23 protein-coding genes are annotated in these 17232 nt (G+C 64.2%); 11 read left to right on the top strand and 12 right to left on the bottom strand.

Annotated elements, in window-relative coordinates:
* Positions 1-4 precede the first annotated feature (4 nt).
* The 7 genes from Y900_RS26900 to Y900_RS33215 form a co-directional block, all read right to left on the bottom strand.
* A complete protein-coding gene (locus Y900_RS26900) occupies positions 5-673 on the bottom strand; it encodes a hypothetical protein (RefSeq protein WP_036339434.1) in 669 nt (222 codons plus the stop codon).
* On the bottom strand, positions 666-2294 hold the full coding sequence (locus Y900_RS26895; RefSeq protein WP_131536084.1) for a site-specific integrase: 1629 nt from the start codon (positions 2292-2294) through the stop codon (positions 666-668). The genes Y900_RS26900 and Y900_RS26895 overlap by 8 nt, the downstream gene beginning before the upstream one ends.
* A gap of 251 nt (positions 2295-2545) precedes the next feature.
* Positions 2546-2881: a helix-turn-helix domain-containing protein gene (locus tag Y900_RS26890; protein WP_036339440.1), complete on the bottom strand. Its 336-nt coding sequence runs from the start codon at positions 2879-2881 to the stop codon at positions 2546-2548.
* Positions 2878-3963, bottom strand: coding sequence for a tyrosine-type recombinase/integrase (locus Y900_RS26885; RefSeq protein WP_051659878.1), 1086 nt, complete (start codon positions 3961-3963; stop codon positions 2878-2880). Before Y900_RS26885 ends, Y900_RS26890 begins: the two co-directional genes overlap by 4 nt.
* Before the next feature lie 152 nt (positions 3964-4115).
* Positions 4116-4382: a glutaredoxin-like protein NrdH gene (gene nrdH / locus Y900_RS26880; RefSeq protein ID WP_036348876.1), complete on the bottom strand. Its 267-nt coding sequence runs from the start codon at positions 4380-4382 to the stop codon at positions 4116-4118.
* A gap of 413 nt (positions 4383-4795) precedes the next feature.
* Positions 4796-6520, bottom strand: a complete 1725-nt coding sequence (locus Y900_RS26875) for a ParB/RepB/Spo0J family partition protein (protein ID WP_237752736.1) — start codon at positions 6518-6520, stop codon at positions 4796-4798.
* A gap of 360 nt (positions 6521-6880) precedes the next feature.
* Positions 6881-7192 (bottom strand): thermonuclease family protein, encoded by a 312-nt coding sequence (locus Y900_RS33215; protein WP_237752776.1) that lies wholly within the window; start codon positions 7190-7192, stop codon positions 6881-6883.
* Here Y900_RS33215 and Y900_RS33210 point away from each other — a divergent pair.
* Positions 7097-7333 carry a hypothetical protein gene (locus Y900_RS33210; protein ID WP_036348277.1) on the top strand — a complete coding sequence of 79 codons (237 nt, stop codon included), beginning with the start codon at positions 7097-7099 and terminating at the stop codon, positions 7331-7333. The genes Y900_RS33215 and Y900_RS33210 overlap by 96 nt on opposite strands.
* Positions 7334-7432: 99 nt before the next feature.
* On the opposite strand, the gene Y900_RS26865 is transcribed toward Y900_RS33210, so the two are convergent.
* Complete coding sequence (locus Y900_RS26865; RefSeq protein ID WP_036348274.1) at positions 7433-7732, bottom strand: hypothetical protein; 300 nt, start codon at positions 7730-7732, stop codon at positions 7433-7435.
* 817 nt (positions 7733-8549) lie between these two features.
* Here Y900_RS26865 and Y900_RS32230 point away from each other — a divergent pair.
* A complete protein-coding gene (locus tag Y900_RS32230; RefSeq protein WP_131536320.1) occupies positions 8550-8744 on the top strand; it encodes a hypothetical protein in 195 nt (64 codons plus the stop codon).
* A gap of 205 nt (positions 8745-8949) precedes the next feature.
* On the opposite strand, the gene Y900_RS33785 is transcribed toward Y900_RS32230, so the two are convergent.
* Entirely contained in the window at positions 8950-9159 is a 210-nt protein-coding gene (locus tag Y900_RS33785) for an aromatic-ring hydroxylase C-terminal domain-containing protein (RefSeq protein ID WP_420329844.1), read from the bottom strand.
* Between the two features lie 169 nt (positions 9160-9328).
* On the bottom strand, positions 9329-9814 hold the full coding sequence (locus tag Y900_RS26860; RefSeq protein WP_036348272.1) for a hypothetical protein: 486 nt from the start codon (positions 9812-9814) through the stop codon (positions 9329-9331).
* Positions 9815-10416: 602 nt separating this feature from the next.
* Here Y900_RS26860 and Y900_RS26855 point away from each other — a divergent pair.
* Both Y900_RS26855 and Y900_RS31215 read left to right on the top strand, forming a co-directional pair.
* The gene (locus Y900_RS26855) at positions 10417-10947 is read left to right on the top strand and encodes a lysozyme family protein (protein WP_237752735.1); all 531 of its coding nucleotides are present in this window, start codon (positions 10417-10419) and stop codon (positions 10945-10947) included.
* Between the two features lie 63 nt (positions 10948-11010).
* Entirely contained in the window at positions 11011-12093 is a 1083-nt protein-coding gene (locus Y900_RS31215; RefSeq protein WP_081845375.1) for a VldE C-terminal domain-containing protein, read from the top strand.
* Positions 12094-12123: 30 nt separating this feature from the next.
* Here the strand turns inward: Y900_RS31215 and Y900_RS30530 are convergent, their stop codons facing one another.
* Positions 12124-12756: a helix-turn-helix domain-containing protein gene (locus Y900_RS30530; RefSeq protein WP_051660491.1), complete on the bottom strand. Its 633-nt coding sequence runs from the start codon at positions 12754-12756 to the stop codon at positions 12124-12126.
* Between the two features lie 407 nt (positions 12757-13163).
* Between Y900_RS30530 and Y900_RS30525 the strand changes: the two genes are divergently transcribed.
* From Y900_RS30525 to Y900_RS26810, 7 genes are all read left to right on the top strand, one after another.
* Complete coding sequence (locus tag Y900_RS30525) at positions 13164-13544, top strand: WhiB family transcriptional regulator (protein ID WP_081845373.1); 381 nt, start codon at positions 13164-13166, stop codon at positions 13542-13544.
* On the top strand, positions 13537-13905 hold the full coding sequence (locus Y900_RS26835; RefSeq protein ID WP_036348269.1) for a hypothetical protein: 369 nt from the start codon (positions 13537-13539) through the stop codon (positions 13903-13905). The genes Y900_RS30525 and Y900_RS26835 overlap by 8 nt, the downstream gene beginning before the upstream one ends.
* Positions 13887-14150 (top strand): hypothetical protein, encoded by a 264-nt coding sequence (locus Y900_RS26830; RefSeq protein WP_036348266.1) that lies wholly within the window; start codon positions 13887-13889, stop codon positions 14148-14150. Before Y900_RS26835 ends, Y900_RS26830 begins: the two co-directional genes overlap by 19 nt.
* A complete protein-coding gene (locus Y900_RS26825; protein ID WP_051660552.1) occupies positions 14147-14635 on the top strand; it encodes a cupin domain-containing protein in 489 nt (162 codons plus the stop codon). Before Y900_RS26830 ends, Y900_RS26825 begins: the two co-directional genes overlap by 4 nt.
* Positions 14632-15009, top strand: a complete 378-nt coding sequence (locus Y900_RS32225) for a hypothetical protein (protein WP_131536318.1) — start codon at positions 14632-14634, stop codon at positions 15007-15009. Before Y900_RS26825 ends, Y900_RS32225 begins: the two co-directional genes overlap by 4 nt.
* Complete coding sequence (locus Y900_RS26820; RefSeq protein ID WP_237752734.1) at positions 15006-16001, top strand: alpha/beta fold hydrolase; 996 nt, start codon at positions 15006-15008, stop codon at positions 15999-16001. The genes Y900_RS32225 and Y900_RS26820 overlap by 4 nt, the downstream gene beginning before the upstream one ends.
* A gap of 283 nt (positions 16002-16284) precedes the next feature.
* A complete protein-coding gene (locus Y900_RS26810) occupies positions 16285-17043 on the top strand; it encodes a hypothetical protein (protein WP_237752733.1) in 759 nt (252 codons plus the stop codon).
* An 11-nt stretch (positions 17044-17054) separates the two neighbouring features.
* On the opposite strand, the gene Y900_RS33520 is transcribed toward Y900_RS26810, so the two are convergent.
* On the bottom strand, positions 17055-17183 hold the full coding sequence (locus Y900_RS33520; RefSeq protein ID WP_272945579.1) for a hypothetical protein: 129 nt from the start codon (positions 17181-17183) through the stop codon (positions 17055-17057).
* Between the last annotated feature and the right edge of the window lie 49 nt (positions 17184-17232).

The raw sequence follows: 17232 nt of genomic DNA, 5'->3' as shown, positions 1-17232 counted from the left end.
TGTTTCAGTGACCTGTTACTAGCGCTACTAATTCCGCAGCGGGTAGGGCGGCCATCATGTTGACGGCGAAGGGCCAGACGATGTTGTTGACTGCGCTCTTCCATTTGCTTTTGTCGGTGCTGTTGGCGGCGCCGCGTACGACGGCGCCTGCGAGACGTTCGAGTGCGTCTTGAAGGCTGAAATCACCGACTGTGGCGTAATTCTGGGTGCACCAGCGGACGTGAGCGATGACGTCGTTGATGTGAGCACGCAGTGGTGCTGGGATAGAGGGGTCGCTTTTCAAAGTTTCAGCGACGCTCTCAATGTAGCCGTTGATCCTGTCGATGCCGTCGGCTTCAAGGGTCGGTACTACGTCTTCCAGGCGCTCAGCAAGCATTTCGAGAGTGTTCAGGCTGGTTTGGTCGATCGTGGCGGTTCCCTGACCCTGCCAGCCCCCGCTGAATGAGAAAACGACCTGATACCACGTTGGGACGGCCTCTCGGGCGACTCGCATGTTGCGGCCCTGGCTTTCCAGGAGCCCGATAAGTTCTTCGATCTCTCTGAGATGACTGATCGCCAACGTGTGGTCGTCCCAATTTTGACCGTTCAGTCCGCGAGCCGAGGCAGCATTGACGTTCTGTGGGCCGCGCCAGCTGAGGAACTTGGCATGTAATAGTTGGGCGGGGTTAGACATAGCTGTGGTGCTCTCTGAAGGACTGTGTCGGTTCTGTTTCTGATTTGCGCCGCGCGAGTAGGTATTCAGTTCTGTCTCGTTGGCCGAACTTGGCCCACTGAGTTGTCGCGGAGGCGCTGAGGCCGAGCTGTGCGGCGACAATGGCTGCCGGGAGGTCGCTGGTGAGAGCAACCATGGCGTAATTGCGGCCTAGTCGACTCGGGACGCCGGCTTCCGCGAGTTTCACGCTGAGAGTGCGGGTATGGATGGGTTCGTGTGCGCGGGCGCCGGGAAAGAGGAAGTGGGCGTCGCTGTCAGGCGTTTGTGCGCGTGGGTTCTGGGATGCCTGTTGTGTGAGTCGGTTGACGAGCGTTGCGACAGACTCGGGCAATTCAATTGGATGGTTGACGAGTGTGAGCTGTGTGCACGGGCCCGTCGAGGTGACGTGTGCGGTGGTCAGACGCTGAATGTTGACCAGTTTCGCTCCGTAGAGCAGCACGAGCAGTCCAGCGACTCTGGTTTGGAGTTCGATACCGCAGTGCTCGTCAAGCAGCTTGGCGATCTGACCCCGGTGGTCTTGTTCGTCACTGATCTCACTCGGCGGCACCTGTGATCCGCGTGCGAGCGTGACGTTTTCGACGATGCCACGCTTGTTGAGCCACGCGACAAAGCCCTTTATCCGGCGACTGCGGTTGCGGTCTCCTGCTGTCCAGTCGTCGAGCATCGTTTGGGTGAGGTCACCGATTCGATGCCCGGATGATTCCACGTGCTCGATGAGTCGCAGCGCCAGCCGGATCCGCTCGCGGCTCGAATCGGCAGCGTTGGCAGTAAATCCTCGCCGAGCGGCCCGGCGTCGTGCTGTGCGCAAAATGCCCCATCGTGCATAGGGTTCCAGCAGCGCAGCGTGGCGCGGAGCCAGGGAGGCGGTAAATTCGTCAATCCATGTTTCGAGCCGCTCGATCGGCTCGTCGCGCCGCGTCAAGACGTTGGCTTCGACCAGCAGGGCCCGCAGATAGTGGCGGGCTTGGCCGGGCGGGCACGCATCGACGGTCGCGTGGGTGAGGGCACCTTCCGCAGTGGCCAAGAAGCGCAATGCTTCTTGAGTGCGCGCTTTGATTAGCCAACGCAGCGTCGAGGCGGGCCGGCCACGACGAGCAAGCAGGTCGGGCAACATGTCCAGGCCCTCACGAATCGAGCCATCTTCTGCGGTGAGCAGCTCTTCAGTCAGTCGTCGAATCGAGCAGCTCAGGCAGGTGCCTTCGTAGTGCTGCGGGCCGCCTTGATCGCAAGTGGCGCAGACGTAGTCGGTGAGACTGCCCGCGCACGGCCCGCAAGCCAATTCGCCTGCCGGGGTGTGGCCGATAAGGACTTTGGTATGGCCGCAACTCGAGCAGACGTCGGGATGGTTCGTTGAACGCTTATAGCACGAGAAGCACACCGGTCCGAGCGGCCAATGCGCGTGGGTAGGACGTGTTTTCCCGCATAGACCGCACTGCGCGTCCGGAGACTGCACGCAGCTCTTGCAAAGATCAGTGTCCCCGAGCTGAACGCGAGCGGCGATCGGACGCACGTTGCCGCACTTGCCGCAAGCACGCATCGGGGCTTTGTAGCAGCGCTGGCATAGCGGGCCCTTGACGGTCATCGATTTAGCGTGATCAAGACGACCGCAGCCCGAGCAGACATGTTTCGGGCGAGCGCAGCTGCCGCACAATGCTTTACCGTCCGCTTGCCGTGTAGAGGGCACCTTATTTCGCCCGCAGCTGGCGCAAGTTTCCATCCGCTGCGGGTCGTTACGGTAGCAGCGTTTGCAGACTCCGCCATCCGGGGTGCGGGCGGCCCGTTGCGCGAGTCGACCGCAGCGCACACAAGTGTGCTTGGGGGGTGCCACGACGCTCATGAGGCACCGCCTGGTCTGCGGATTGTGGTGCGTCGCGGCTTAATCGGAGTGACCTTGCCGGTGGAGTCTTGACCTCCAACCGCCTTACGTCTCGCAACCTCGTTGATTCGCGGCTCGATCAAGTCGTTTGGAGTGCACTCCAAGATGTCGCACAATGCGACGAGAATGTCCATGCTCAATCGCTGCGGCTGGCCGGTTACTAGGCGATAGGTCTGCTCCCGCGACAAAGACACGCCACGATCGGCTAGGTGCGGTTGCAGATCCGTGGTCGAGAACATTCCACGCTCGGCCATCTTCATGCGCAGATGCCACACGTAATCCATCTGTCTCATCGTGATGACCCCCCGAGCTCGGTGCCGTAGCGGGAGTGCATCGATTGGGACAAAAGGCGATTGCGGTACTCGTTTGACACGCCGACATAGATGGCGGTCGTCGAGGAGAACGAGTGACCAACCTGCTCTTGGATGAATCGTTCCGGGTAGTCGAACTCAACTAGGTGAGTCACGTACGAGTGACGCAACGAATGTAGGTCCAGTGTTGGGTCAATGCCGGCTTCATCGCGCGCGGTGCAAAACGCTTCATTGAGCGTCCGCATGCCGACTCGTGATCCCCGCTCGGTCAACCACAATGCCGGGCGCTTCTCGCTGGGAAACAGCGGTCGCACATCAGTCATGTAGTGATCGAGGATTTCAACGATCCAGCTCATCTCCGGAATCGTCAGTACGGTGCGTCGCTTGGGCGCTCCACCGCGCGAGGCCTTGCCGTACCGAACCGACACCGCGCCAAACCTGCCGAAGTCGTCCATCTTTGAATTACGGCGCAGATCAACAACGTCGATATGGACGACCTCGCGCCGACGTAAACCGAAGGCGTAGCAGAACTTCAACATCGCTGCGTCACGCAAGGCTGTTCGTGCGCCCTTGCGGCCGCGGGCACGGATGGTGCCGACTCGGGCATCAGCGGCATCGAAGAGCGCCTGAACCTCGTCATAGGTCAGCGGACGCCGGGACGGATCACCTTCGTAGTCCCCGACATGGACAATCGAGTTGTCCTCGTGAAAGACCTGCTGGGGAATTTCACCGAACTGCTGCGTGCACTCCGCGATCCAGCCGTACCGCGGATCAAGCAAGTACTCGCAAAACATCCGGATATCGATCTCGTAATTACGTGCGGTCGATAGCCGCAACGGCGTTGAACCAGAACGCAACTCACTAATCCACGCCTCACCCTCAGAAGGCGTCCACTGCCACGGATACAAGCCAGAGAACTCCACAAACCGACGCACCAGCCGACGCCGGGGCACGATCGTGGAGTCCTTCAGGAACCGGGCCCGTTGCTGGTTCTCCCAGCCCTCCAACATCGCTTCAAGCACCGCGCGTTGCGGATCAAGCTGAACAACATTGGGCGCCAACATCCGGCGGGCTACGCCATCGGCATCGCTAGTCACAAGCCCTGTTGTAACAGATGCATCGTTGATGCACCAGACTTTGGACCGGTGTTGACCATCGACTACCAGCGTCGAGGTCTCACCCCCCAACGCCTGAGCTGCTACAACAGACAACATTGCTAGCCAACCAATGTTGCATCAGATGACAATATTGCTCCATTTTTGAGGGCCTTGAGCCGGTCGGGCCGGAATCCGGCGAAGTGCTCGTTGGGCCCGGCGTACACCACGGGTGCCTGCAGGTATCCCAGAGACATGACGTAATCGCGCGCCTCATTGTCGGTCGACAAGTCGATCTTCTCGTACGGAATGCCCTCTTTATCGAGGATTCCGAATACGGCATTGCACTGCACACAGGCGGGCTTTGTGTAAACGGTGATGACGTTCATATCCGTCTCCTTATCGGTGCTGGTCATAGGTCAATTCTATATTCTGTTTTAACGGTCGGCAACGCCTCTGCGAAATATTATTTGGCAATTTTGGCGTGTTTTGTACCGGTTTTTACCGATGTCGTGCTATCGAGTTTCGCCCCAGGTAGAGGCTTCTTTGTGCTCTTCCTCCAGGAAGGTGGTATCGATCGCTTGGTGTCATTCTGCTGACTATTATTTTGGCGCTTCTCGAAGCATTGTCAGTGACCGGATATAAACCGGAGTGCATAGGTCCGGGCGAAAGGTTTCCTTTCCGCGTTAGTCGTGCTTTACGAACAGCAACGGGAAGCTTTTCGAGCCGTTTACGGCGGTCACGTGGCCTTGCGCGTAGGTTCTTTCCGGTCAATGCTGGAATGTGCGAGAAGCTCACGTCGCTACCATTTCTCCGTCCGCCGGCGGTGTTGCGCGCGGGGTGATTCGGGAGTGGGGGTGGTGGGGCCAGGTCTGGGCCCCACCACCCGGTGCGCCCAGCTCTCCTGGGTCGCCTCGTCGTAGACGGCATCGGCGGTGCGCTGGCCGACGATGACCTTTTCAATTTCACTGGGCTGGTAGCCGCTGTCGATGAGGAACTGCAGGTAGGCATCCGAGCCCACGGTGGACGCGATGTAGGACGCGGTGCCGGTGATGCCGGTGCGGGCGTTGCGCCAGGCGCTCTTATCGGTGCGGGCCTCCAGTGCGCCCAGGACCACGGCCAGGCTGATCACCTGGGCCCGTGGGTCGATGTTGGTGGAGAACTCGTTGACCAGCGCGCGCACCGCGCGCTCGTCCTTGACGCCGAGCAGCTCGGCGGTGAGGCTCGACCCGTGGTTCTGGCTGAGGATGTAGGGATCGCGGGTTAGGCAGTGCGCCACGAACGTGGCGGCTCCCTTGGGGGCGGTCTTGCGGGCCAACAGCTTGACCACGTAGTCGCGTCGCACACTCTCGGCGGCAGCGCCGAGGCGGTTGAGTACCAACACCTTTCGTCGTTCGCGGCGTTCGGCTTCCTGCTGTGCGGCTTCCCGCTCAGCGATGGCCTCGGGGGAGTCGTCGTCGCCCTCGGTTGCCGGTGCGCCCTGGCGCGAGGCGACACCCTGCAGCGACCGGGACAGAGCGAGACCGGCTCCCGCGTAGTCCGTGCAGTACCACTCCGGGACGATCACGGTCTTCTCGGTGACGGTCGAGTAGTGGCGCAACCCTTCGGCCGCTTCGGTGTCCTCGTCGTATTCGGTGTCGGGGTCAAGTTCGCTGTCGGCGACCGGTTCCCCGGTCGTGGCGTCGACGTAGGCGTAGTCCTCGGCCAGGTAGACCGCCCAGTGTTCGGGCTTCTTCTCCACATCGGCGGGCACTTCGCCGTCGTCACCGGTGCGCAGGTAGGCCAGCGAGACTGCGGCCAGGTCCGACCAGCGCGGCCGATCCGGCAGGATCGTGTAGCCGCGTTCGGTGTAATTCTTTTCCGCCGTCGCGATGAGCGCATTGACTTCGCGCTCTGAGCGCAGGGTTGAGACTGTGTGCTCGAAGTTGTTGCCGCCGTAATGAGCCGCGCGCAGAAGTCGCTCAACGGCATCGTCGTTATCTTCGAATTCGGCCAGCACTTCGGCCTGGGTGAAGTCGAGTTGACCGCCATCGAGTGCGTCGAGGGCTGCCGTCGATTTCGACACCGCGCCAGCGGCTTTGACGTCTTCGCGGCGCATGGACAGCTTCTTGGCGACTTTGGTGGCCGACATACCGGTGTCGAGCATCTGCTGGATGGCGCGGGCGCGCTGGGAGTTTTTCAGCCCGTGCCGTTGCTCGTTGGCGACCATCTGCTGCACGATCCGCTCAACGGTGGCGGTGTCGTCGTTCGTGGCCCCGGCGGGCAGCACGTAGACCGGCACGCTGGTCAGCCCGACCTCGCGGGCTCCAAGGGTGCGGCACTGGCCTTCGCGGACGTAGGTGCGTCCTTCGGCGTCGCGTACGGCCAGGATGGGGACGATGACGCCCAACTCGCGCAGGCTGGCCAGGAAGTCCTTGTCCAGCTCGACGTGATCGCGGACGTTGTCTTCGAGCTCCAGGACCTGCGGATCGATGTACTCGACGGACCCGGCGACCTGCTCGGTGGTGTTGTCGGTGGTGGTTGACATGTTTGGTGACCTTCCTCGCTAACGCGGGCACCCCGGGTCGGGCCGCCCGTTCTTTTGCCGTCTGGCGAAAACGAATTGGTGGCCAGTGGCGCAGGTGAGCGGGAAGGTCTCGGGCGCAGAAGTTTTCCCGTGAGCGCAGCGAACACGCTTGGGAACAGTTCTGCGAGCCCGCAGGGCCCGGAGCGCAGCGGAGGCCGATGGCCTTCCGCGGCCAAGCCGCGGCCACAAAATGAGTGGGCCAGAAGGCAAAACAACGGCGTCATCAGTCACGCCGAAGGCGTGTCCGCCAAAGCTTCGGCGCTCCAGTCGCAAAGTCGCCCGCAAGTAGTCGGTATGAATACCGTTGCAGATAGGGCTAGTTCACGGGGACCGACTCGGGTGTCCGCTGCACGACGGCCCCCACAATCCGCGGCGGTCTTGCCTGGCTTCGCTTTCTGCGGCCCCGATCTGCGGTATGCGGGCTGCCGGGCGGTGGCCGTAGATGTAGGACCGTGCAGCACCGGCGCGTGCGGCCTCGACCGAAAAATCCCAGCTGCCTGGCCTATCCAGATAAGCAAGGGTGCGACCGTAGCGATCGTGGGCGTCTTGAGTTCGATCGGTGACGATGGCTACCTGTTGACCAGTGAGGATGTTCCGCGCGAACTCGCTGGCCTGTGGGCCCCAGCATCCGATGCTGTAGCCCGGCCTGTGCACCTCGGGACTGTCGATGCCCAACACACGGATACGCAGCCGGCCATGGGTGTCATCGACGACATCGACGGTGTCACCATCCACCACGCACAGTACCCGTGGCTGTGGTGGTGTCGGGGTTAGCGTGCGAGGAAGAGCACGCCGAACCGACCAGAGCCGATGCTGCAAGCGTGATCGAGGCCACCGCGCGACGAGGCCGCGCCAGTGGTCCACCGACGTGGGTCATGACCGCTCGCTGTAGTGGGCCTCGGCGAGCTGACCCAAGCGCCAGGTGTTCAACGTCGGGTCGCCGGCCTGGACATCCAGCGGAAGGTAGCCCTTCAGCCAGCCGTCGAGAATGTACTCGCGCAACACAAAGTCGTCGGGATCTTCGCCGCCCTGCTGCAGGACCCGCAGAACGGCGGTCGCTCGTTCCAGGTCGGCGACGGCGACGCCGTTGGACTTAGCGGTCCTGCGCACGCCGTCGAGGTCTTCGCCGTTGAGAGCGAGCGCGGCCAGCTCGAATGTGTAGGGTCGGTTCATACCCGTCATCGTGATCGTGGCCCTTCCCTGGTGGTGCGTGAGATTCACGGTAGGGCGGCCGGTATCCCGTTAGCACCGCGCCAAGGCGTTGCTTTCGATCAGGGCGAGTAGCTCCTGGTCGCCATGGCCGCGCAGAACGTCGTCGACGTGTTCGGGTGTGCAGCCCAGACCTGCCGCCAACTCGATGACCGCCAGTTCCGTCGGCGTCTAGGTGTGCTATCTCATGAGATTGGTTACCAACCGAAAACGCGCCTCTACTGACTTTCGGCAAACTGAACAGCCGATGCCCGGTCTACTATCTCCCTGTGATCGCGCATGAACCATCAAACGGGGGAAACAGCCAGGTTGAGGCCTCGGCATGACCGAACCCCCCAATCACTCGGCGCGAAATTGGACGATTGGCATCGGCGGGCTTGCCGCCATCCTCGCACTCGTTTTCGGTGTCCCCGGAAACTTGCTCAACTCACTGCAACTCATCGACAGATTGACAGGTCGAGATACCCCGTCGACGTCGACCTCGACACCCGCCTTGCCCCTGGGCACAACCAACTCAGGTCCTTCGTCGACAACGTCATGGTCTCCGCCAGACGTCTCCTATCCCTCGACGACGGGACGACCGCCGGCAGAAGATCCGCCGCCTATCGCTCAGGCACCGCCATCGACGACTTCCGAAGCGCCACCGCCCATCCCGGTTGTGGATCGCATTCAAATAGACACATGGGCATACCAGAAAACCGGACTTAACACCTACCGCGCCTCCAACAACGGGAGCCTTTCCATCCGAGTCGATTGGACAGCCTCCGCCAACGGTTACGGGGTGAACGGAGCATGCGCATCATCAGTACGGATCCAGGGGCCGAACACCGACCAGGCCAAGGACTCATCCAACTGCAGCGACTCGCGGTCTATGGACGTGCGCCAGCCCGGCAACTACCGAGTCACCGTGACCGCCCACCAGGACTCCGGGGCCGAATACAGCGACAGCATCGACGTCACCGTCCTACCAGGCTAAGACCGCTGCCGTCTCATATGTGTTGGCCCGGTGTGCATGTCGCGACGTTCCGAAATCATCGGCGCCCCGGAAGATGCCGGAATCGTCTACGGTAGCGAGTGATTCAACTGATGAACACGGTGACTTTTACCGGTAGAGCCGCATATTCGATTCCCGCATATTGGTCGTGGGGTAGGTCTGCCGAGATGAGGCGCCCGAGACCAAATCATTTAGCGGGCTGCGATTGGCTCTGTTGTGGTATGCCGATCCATCCGGTCAGAGCCTGGTCGAGTCTGGCGGCGCTGCCGTCGAGATCGACCTGGGCGACGTGACCGTCGGGTCGGATCAGAACAGCGTGTGGGTCGGATACTAGGCCGATTTCTGGTATGTGCCATGGGCCGTGCAGCTGGCCTCGATCACGGTTAGGCGGCTGCATGCGGTGATGTCGTTGAACCGGCTGGGCGTGGCGAGGTTGAGCAGCCGGCCATCTGCTGCTCCGCCGGCGCATCCCCGACCTTGCCGTGCACTCGCCAATTGTGGCCCGAGTGGCCGACATGATGAGTAGTCGTTGCGCCGGGGGAAGCCCACGCGTTGGTGGCGCGTGTTCAGCGGCGCATGTTGGCGAAAGGGTGGCGTCCGTAGTAGGCGCGGAACTGCGCGATCAGGTCGGTCTCGATCTTGGCCGCTTCGTCGTCGTCTGTAACGCGCCATCCGACTAACAGGTCCGCATGCTCCGTCAGCTGCCAGATACGTCGGCCGCCAGAGTGGGCCACCGGTTCGCCGGCGCCGGAGCGGCGGAACTCGTCGAGCCGTTTCCGCAGGCCGCGCCTGCCGGTGCTCCCGAGGTTGGCTTTCCCAATGTAGACGATGCGGGTGCCGGACACCCATAGCTCCTGCAGTTCAGCGACGGGCACAGTTGGGTCCTTGCCTTTGAAGTGCCCGGCGGGTGAGGTGTCGAGGAACGTCGGTGGGTCGTCGGTGGGTCGCACAACGACGTAGACCCCAGGGCCGGTTGGCACGTCGGCGGTGGGCAGCGCGGCGAACGGTACCCACCCGGCGAAACTGCTCAGGTCGATTGGCGCAGTGGTCACGGCAGCTCCCTGGTGCGTTCGTCTACAAGTGTGGTGATGACGGTTCGAGGCGGCGGTTTGGTCATACTCATTCGCCTGAGTGCCGAGCCTCTACCACGATCGTTACCGGTCCATCGTGTCAGCGGCGTTCGGCGTCGAGGTCGACACGCGCGGAGGATGCTGGGTCGACATGTGGACACGACGTGGTTTGCCAGCTCGAAACAGTGGCTACGAGGTGTGCTCGGTTAGATGAGAGGGTGCAGAGTGCAGTTGGCCGGTGCTGACGGCGCGTGAACGCCATCGGGAGCGATCGCAGCAACTATCGTGCATGGGGGTTCTCCCGCGAAGGTGTGGAGTTGATGGCGGCGCCCGAGGGGGAGGTTGATCGTGACGTTTGACCGCGGTCAGCGGGTCCGTGTTCAGGCTGCCGGTGTTCCCGAGTTCGCGACGATCCGCTTCGCCATTCCAGGCGATTCTGAGGGTTCGTGGGACTTGATCCTGGTCGACGACGAGGACCGCCGGCATGAGATCAATCTCGCCGCCGACGACACCACCACCGTGCGCACACTCGTCAGCGATGGGCACGGGGATTCGGCGCGAGTGCTGGCGGCGATGTGGACGCAGTGGATGGACGCCGCGGCGACCAATGCGGAGTCCAGCGCGATGGCGTCGACGGTGCGGCGCCGGCCTCGTCGGCTGCGAAGATTCCCGTCGGCGAGGTCAGCTTCGCCGGACGCGGCACATTCCCCAAGGGTCCAGCCGCGATGTCGGCGGCCATCGATGCCGCCCTGGACGCCCGAGGGGTCACTGACCCCGTTGCCCGCAAGAGATGGCATGACGGATACATGACGCTGACCGGCCGCGAGAGCGGCCACAACGCCAGTGTCGTCAACGTCTCGGATTCCAACGCCCACGGCGCGCAAATGTCAGATGGCGCCCCGGCCAACAGCTCCCGCGGCCCAGCGCAATGCATCCCCGGTACGTTCGCCTCCTATCACCAGCCGGGCACGTCGACGAGCATCTACGAGCCGGTCGCCAATATCGCGGCATCGATGAACTATGTGATGGGCCGCTACGGCGTGAGTCCTGACGGGTCCAACCTGGCCGCCCGCGTTGGGCAGGCCAACCCCCACGTGGCCGGCGGCGGGTACTAGTCCTGAGGTTAATCCGGCGTTGGTGGTGGTCGTCGGTGTTGGTGGTGGGTGATACTGCCGGTTATGTCCTTGCAGGGCCTGGTTGATGCGACAGCGACGTCGCTGGGTGGTGCGCGGGACATGTATGGCCCGGGGGCCACGGCGACGGGGTTGCCGTCCACGGCTGGGCTGCAGAGCTTGAAGACCGATTTGACTGCGTCCCTCGATACCGTGCCGACGACCTGGCATGGCAATGGGGGAGGGGGCTACAAGCAGTCTGGTGGTAACGGGATCGCCGCCCTGGACAACGTGATCCGCGCCGACGGACAGGTCGGCCCCCAGGTGGTGGCGGCCTCCACCGATTCCCGTGATGGCCGGTCAGGAATGAACACCGTCGTCGACGACACCCGCAACGGGGTGAATGCGATCGCGCCCAGCACCGACACCCCGGCGGGCAAGCAGGCTCTGGTCAACCACCTCGACGGCCAACTCGACCGCGCCAAAGCCCTCCTCACCCAATCCGAACAACGCGGCCAAATGCTGTCGACGATGATCCGCGGCGCCGGCGGCGGCTACGGCGCCCGCGGCATGGGTGGCGGGATGCCGATGGCAGGCGGCATGCCGATGGGCGCCGGCATGTCCATGGGCGGCGGTTCACCCATGAGCAGCTTCACCAGAGGTCTCAGCGGCCTCGGCGGACTGTTCACACCCTTGACGAAAACCGGGTCGGCGAACGGATCTGCCGGGCCGCTTGGCGCGAAAGGCATTCCGGCGCTACCGGGTCTGGACCGGCCAGGTCTGGCCAACGAGACCCGCATCCAGAAGTACACCCGGCGCATCAGCCGGGCGATCACCGCCGCCTTTCCCGAGATCACCGAAATCGGGGGATACCGGCCGGACTCGATGCACTGGCACCCCGACGGCCTGGCGCTCGACGTCATGATCCCGCAGTGGGATACCCCTGGCGGCAAGGCGCTGGGCGATCGGGTGGTGGCGTTCGTCCAAGCCCACGCCCAGGAGCTCGGCCTGGCCCACGCGATCTGGCGGCAAGCCCAGCACAACCCCGACGGTAGCTCTTCATCGATGTCCGATCGTGGGTCGCCCACGGCGAACCACTTCAACCACGTGCACATCGCCAGCATCGGCGGCGGCTTCGACGGCTACTGAGCTGCATTCTCGTACGTGTCGGAAAACGCGTTAAGACAGTGCCGCAGCGGCCTTTTGGAGCGATTCGCGGCTTTGGTGCACCTCGCGTAGCACCTGCATCGCGTCATCAAACGACTCAGCGTCGGGCAGACTTGCCGCAATCAGACTTTCCATCTCGCGCATATGGGCGTCCAAGTCACCGAGCGCCCGAGCTCGTCCCGCTGGCTCACGGAACTCGCTGGTCAGCACCTCCAGGCAGACTGCGCTGATCGCCACTACAGCCGAAACGATCGACAGCGCCTGAGCGTACTGGTTGGCGTTGCGCAGCGTCGTCGCCGACACCCGGCTGCCCGAGGCCGCCGGTCGATCCAGCCCAGTGCTGGGCCGCGGCGGAACCTTCGGGGGATCCTCGCCGTCGCGAATCGCCTGAAACGTTCCCCGCGGCCACTGCAGGGCATCCTCCAGTTTGGGCACCGTGCTCACCCGTGGCTCGCCCTCCCCGCGCTCCAGCCGCGTCGCCGTGCCCAGTGACACCCCGGCCAGTTCAGCGAGTTTGCGTTGACTCAAGCCCAGTTCAGTGCGGCGCCGCGTGACAGCGTCACGGAGTCGGCCCAAGGTCGGATCGGGCGCATCGCCGCTGGCAGGCGCGTCCTCACGCGGACCGTCATTGACATCGCCATCCACACCACAAAGTGAACCACATACACCCCAAACAGACACGTACCTAGCCCCTACGTGAGCCGCGCATGTGCCCCTCTGGCGTACCGCCCCGTTTACAGGCCGCAGATGCCCAACTAAGGCCCGATAATGGAGCCTCTGCGTCGTCGCCGACAAAAATTCTTCCTCAAAATTCTGGGACGGTTCGCCGGTGGTCACGCCCCGTCGGTCCTGACTAAAGACACCGGTAGAGGGGCATATTTGGTGCCGACGCACCCGGGGATGGGGCTGACCGATCGCCTCTGTGTCGGGGTCGGATGCGGACAAATAAAGATTCGTGCTGCCCACAGCTGCCATGTTGGGGTTATGATCGCCCCATGCCCAATAAAGGCACAACTAAAGTCCAACTAACGCCCAACTCAGGAGGTGGTGTGATGACGCATCTAGTGGCCAATCCCGTGGAGATGGAGAGCAACGGGCTGTGCTCGTACTCCGACCCCGAAAACTGGTTCGACTACCGCAAGGCCAACGAGGCCAAGCGGATCTGCGGCAACTGCCCGATCAGGAAGGCCTGCGCCAGCGCGGCTCTGGACCTCGAAGTCGTCGACGGTGTATGGGGCGGTGTCAACCTGCCCGGAGAGCACGCCACCATCGAGGAGCACGCCGTGGCCCGGCGGCAGCTGGCCTTCATCGTCGCCGCGATGGACCGTCAGCCCGAGGCCCACCGTCAGCGCAGCCTGGCGATCCGCGCGGCCATGCACTACGCGGCATTCCCGGGGCAACGCACCCACGTCGCAGAGTCGGCCAGTGCCTAGCTCGGGCGCACGAACCTGCACCAACCGCATCCTGCGGGACTATCTCGTTGCGGCATTGCGCTGCTCGCCGCATCCGCTGACCACGACACAGCTACGGCACGGCGCCCCGCTGGTCGCCGTGCAGGGAAGCGCCCGCCCACTGCCGCCGGCCCAGGAAACCATCTACCGGCTGTTGTGCAGCCTGCAAGGCCAAGGCGCCGTCAGCACCGTGGACACCGCGACCCACACGCGAGCCTGGGTCGCCACCCCCAACGCTGCCGCTGACCACGAAATCGCAGCCCTGGACGCGCTTTTTGACGCGTCATGTGCCGCCACCTCCCACCGACATCCGCGGATCGACTCATGCCGGCGACGCCGCTGACCACAGAAGTGCTGGCCGCCCTGCGCCGCATCGGCTGCCCGGTCACCACAACAGACCTGCTGCGACTCCTCAACCGCGGCCGGGCCACCCCGCTCATCTCCGACCAGGTGTATCGCGCCGCCGACGCACTGCGCGTACGCGGATCGGTCCGCTCGCTGCGGACCACGGCCAACAAGCGGATTCGGTACTGGGAGTACGTCGCCGAGTCACCAGCCTGCACGTGCCGCGCCCAGGACACGTCGTGAGCGTCACCGTCGACGACGCCGTGGCCGGTCCGTGGCTGTCCACGCTGCTGTCAGGTCGGCCCCACCAAGTGATCGGCGACCCCGCAGACCCCTACCTGCTGCGCTGGTTTCTGATCCCACGAAACCCGGTCATGAACATCTACCGATACCGGTTCTGCCAGTCCGACCCCAGCGTCCCGCACGACCACCCCTGGCATTTCCTGTCATTCGTGATCCGTGGCCGCTACCGCGAGATCGCCGAACACCGCACCGTCGTGCGCCGGCCCGGGTCCGTGGCATTTCGCCGCGCGAGCGCCCCACACCGAGTCGAGATGCTCGGCCACGCGGTCACCACAGTGATCATCACCGGCCCCCGCTGCCGCACTTGGGGCTTCTGGTGTCCGCGAGCCGCGCAGCCACCGGCATTCGTGCCCTGGCAACAGTTCGGATCCGGCGGCTGCGGCGAATACCTCACCGCCCCAACGCAGAAAGGCGTCCCCGCATGACGATGATCCCCGAACCGCTCGCGCCCACCCGCGTCGAAGGACTACACCGCCTATCCGACGAGTCATTCGCCCTAATCGTCGTGCAGACCGCCTTCCGCAACGCCCGCAAACCCCAACAGAGCGATACCTGGCAGCATCTCCTGTCGCCGGGGCTGATCGAACGCACCCAGCGGTGCCTGATCACCGTCGCCAACACTCACACCGAAGCCGCCCTCCAGCGCGACCGCGAGCGGCCCATCGACCCCCACGCCCGTAGGCGGGACCAGGAACACTCCGCAGTGATCAGTCGAGCGCTCGGCGAGGTCAGAAAAGCTCGCGCCCACAACCGGCGCGATCCGCTCCTGGCTCGGCGAATAGAAAGTCCAGGATCGTGACGATCGCCGACACCGCGGCACGCCCGACGGGCACGCACTTGCTGCAGGTAATCGACAGCGGCGGCGCCCTCCGCAGCGACGTGCAGGTCACTACGTCTGATGGGGTGCGGCTGGCCGTGCGCGACTACCGGCCCCGCGCCGCGCGCCACACCGTTGTCTTCCTGCACGGCTTCTGCCTCTCTGGCGATTCATGGTCGGGTCAAATCGCCTACCTACGACGCCGCTACGGCGAGCACCTGCGGATCATCACTTACGACCACCGCGGCCACGGAAGGTCCTCTGCAGCACCGATGCGCACCTACAACGTCACCACGTTGGCCGCTGACCTCGCCGAGGTGCTCACCACCCTCGATGTCACCGGCCGACTCACCCTCGTCGGGCACTCGATGGACGGAATGGTGGCGCTCGAATACTGCGCCCGTCCCGCCGCCGATCGCCCGCTCGAACCACGTGGACTGGTGCTGGCCGCGACAGCGGCCGGCAGGCTGGCCGAACGCGGCCTGGGCCGGCTGCTGGGCACCCCCGCCACGGCCGCCATGTTCGGGCTGATCAACCACACCCCTGCGCAGGCATTGAGAGCGTGCTCAGGGCCGATGTGCGCAGCCCTGGGCCAATGGCGTGGCTCAGCGGGTGCACAACGGGCAACACTGGCCGCACTGGCAGCCGCCGCACTGGCCACCACCCCGTTATCCACCATCGTTGGATTCCTGCCCGCGCTAAACAGCTACGACGCCTATGCGGCCCTCGGCTCGATCCAGGCGCACACCGTCGTCGTCAGCGGGGGAGCCGACCTGCTGACACCCCCAGCGCATGCTCGCGATCTAGCCGCCACCATCCCCGGCGCGACCCACGTCCACCTGCGCGACGCGGGACACATGCTGCCCCAGGAGGCATCTCACGTGGTCAACGAGGCTATCCGGCGGGTCCTGTCCATCGAAACCCACTGCGGCACAACCGACAACGCAACCTGCAGCGAGGGGCAGAGATGCTAACCACTCGGGCATCGTCACCACCGAGTCAACTGCGTAGCGAGCACCCGCACTGCCGCGTCGCGGCGCCGCCGAAGCCCCAAGCGCGCGGAACCGTGCGAGTACTGATTGCGCCCCTGCCGCGCCAGCAGGCCGCATGCACATGTGGCTGGCGCGGCCGGCGACGACTGCTGCGGTCCTTCGCCGTCGTGGACGCACTCCTTCACGCCAGCCGCGACGGCTGTCAACCGGCGGTGCCACTCGTCGACGTCGACGTCGGCCAACGGCCATGACGCGGGGGTTGCCGATGAGCATTGCCGACCGGCGACTGCGCGCCTTCTTCGCCGTCCACGGATACCCCGACCCCGACACCCTTCGCACCGAGAGGACAATATGGCCCGCAAGCGCAACGATCCGAACCAGCCGGATCTGTTCAGCATCCTCGACGGGGCAGGCGACGACGGTGATCGATCCGGAGATCCTCAAAGCGGTGCAGACGGTGTACTCGACCGATCTGGGCCTGCCCGAGGAGTGGACGCCCGAGCAGCGCAGCCAATTCCTGACGGCCGAGGCGGACAAGATCAGCTCGATGGCCGCCAGCATGGCCGAGACGCTGTGGGAGCAAGCGATCACAGCGTGGAGCCGCCACCGCAACGGACAGATCCCGAACCACGCGACCAAAGTGGCCCTGCTGGAAGCGGCCCGCAAGCAGGCCGCGCAGACGGTGCTGAACAACGAACTCTACGAACTGATCACGACCGACGAGACCCTGCCGCCGTGGGAGACCCCCGTCCAGATCCCGGACCGGGCACAGGTGGACTGGCAGCAGCGCTGGACGAACCCGGCGTATCAGAGCGAACCCAGCGAGGACCTCGAGGCCCTGATCGACCGACTGTGGCCGGCCCCGGACTTCTCGGGACCGTTTCGGATCAAAGCGGGCTACCTGTTGGCGGCCCGGGCCGAGGACGGCCTGACACCACCCGCCCACCCCGAGGACCCGCTGACCGCCGAGTTGGTGCAGACGATCCACCACGACCTGCGCGCGGACGGTCTGCCCGAACGGTAGGCCCACAGGCCTCACTGTTCGACGACTTCGCCGACACCGACACCGACACCGACACCGACACCGCCGAGCCGTACCTCGACCCCCGTCCGGACACCGAACCGCCCCCCGTCCAGAAGCTGGACCCCCAAGGGGTCCAGCACGTAGACCCCCTGACTCTCACAACGGACTCACCACGTCAGGCCACGCCGA

The organism is Mycolicibacterium aromaticivorans JS19b1 = JCM 16368 (assembly GCF_000559085.1).
GTDB lineage: Bacteria > Actinomycetota > Actinomycetes > Mycobacteriales > Mycobacteriaceae > Mycobacterium > Mycobacterium aromaticivorans.
This window is presented reverse-complemented; position numbering and strand designations above follow the sequence as displayed.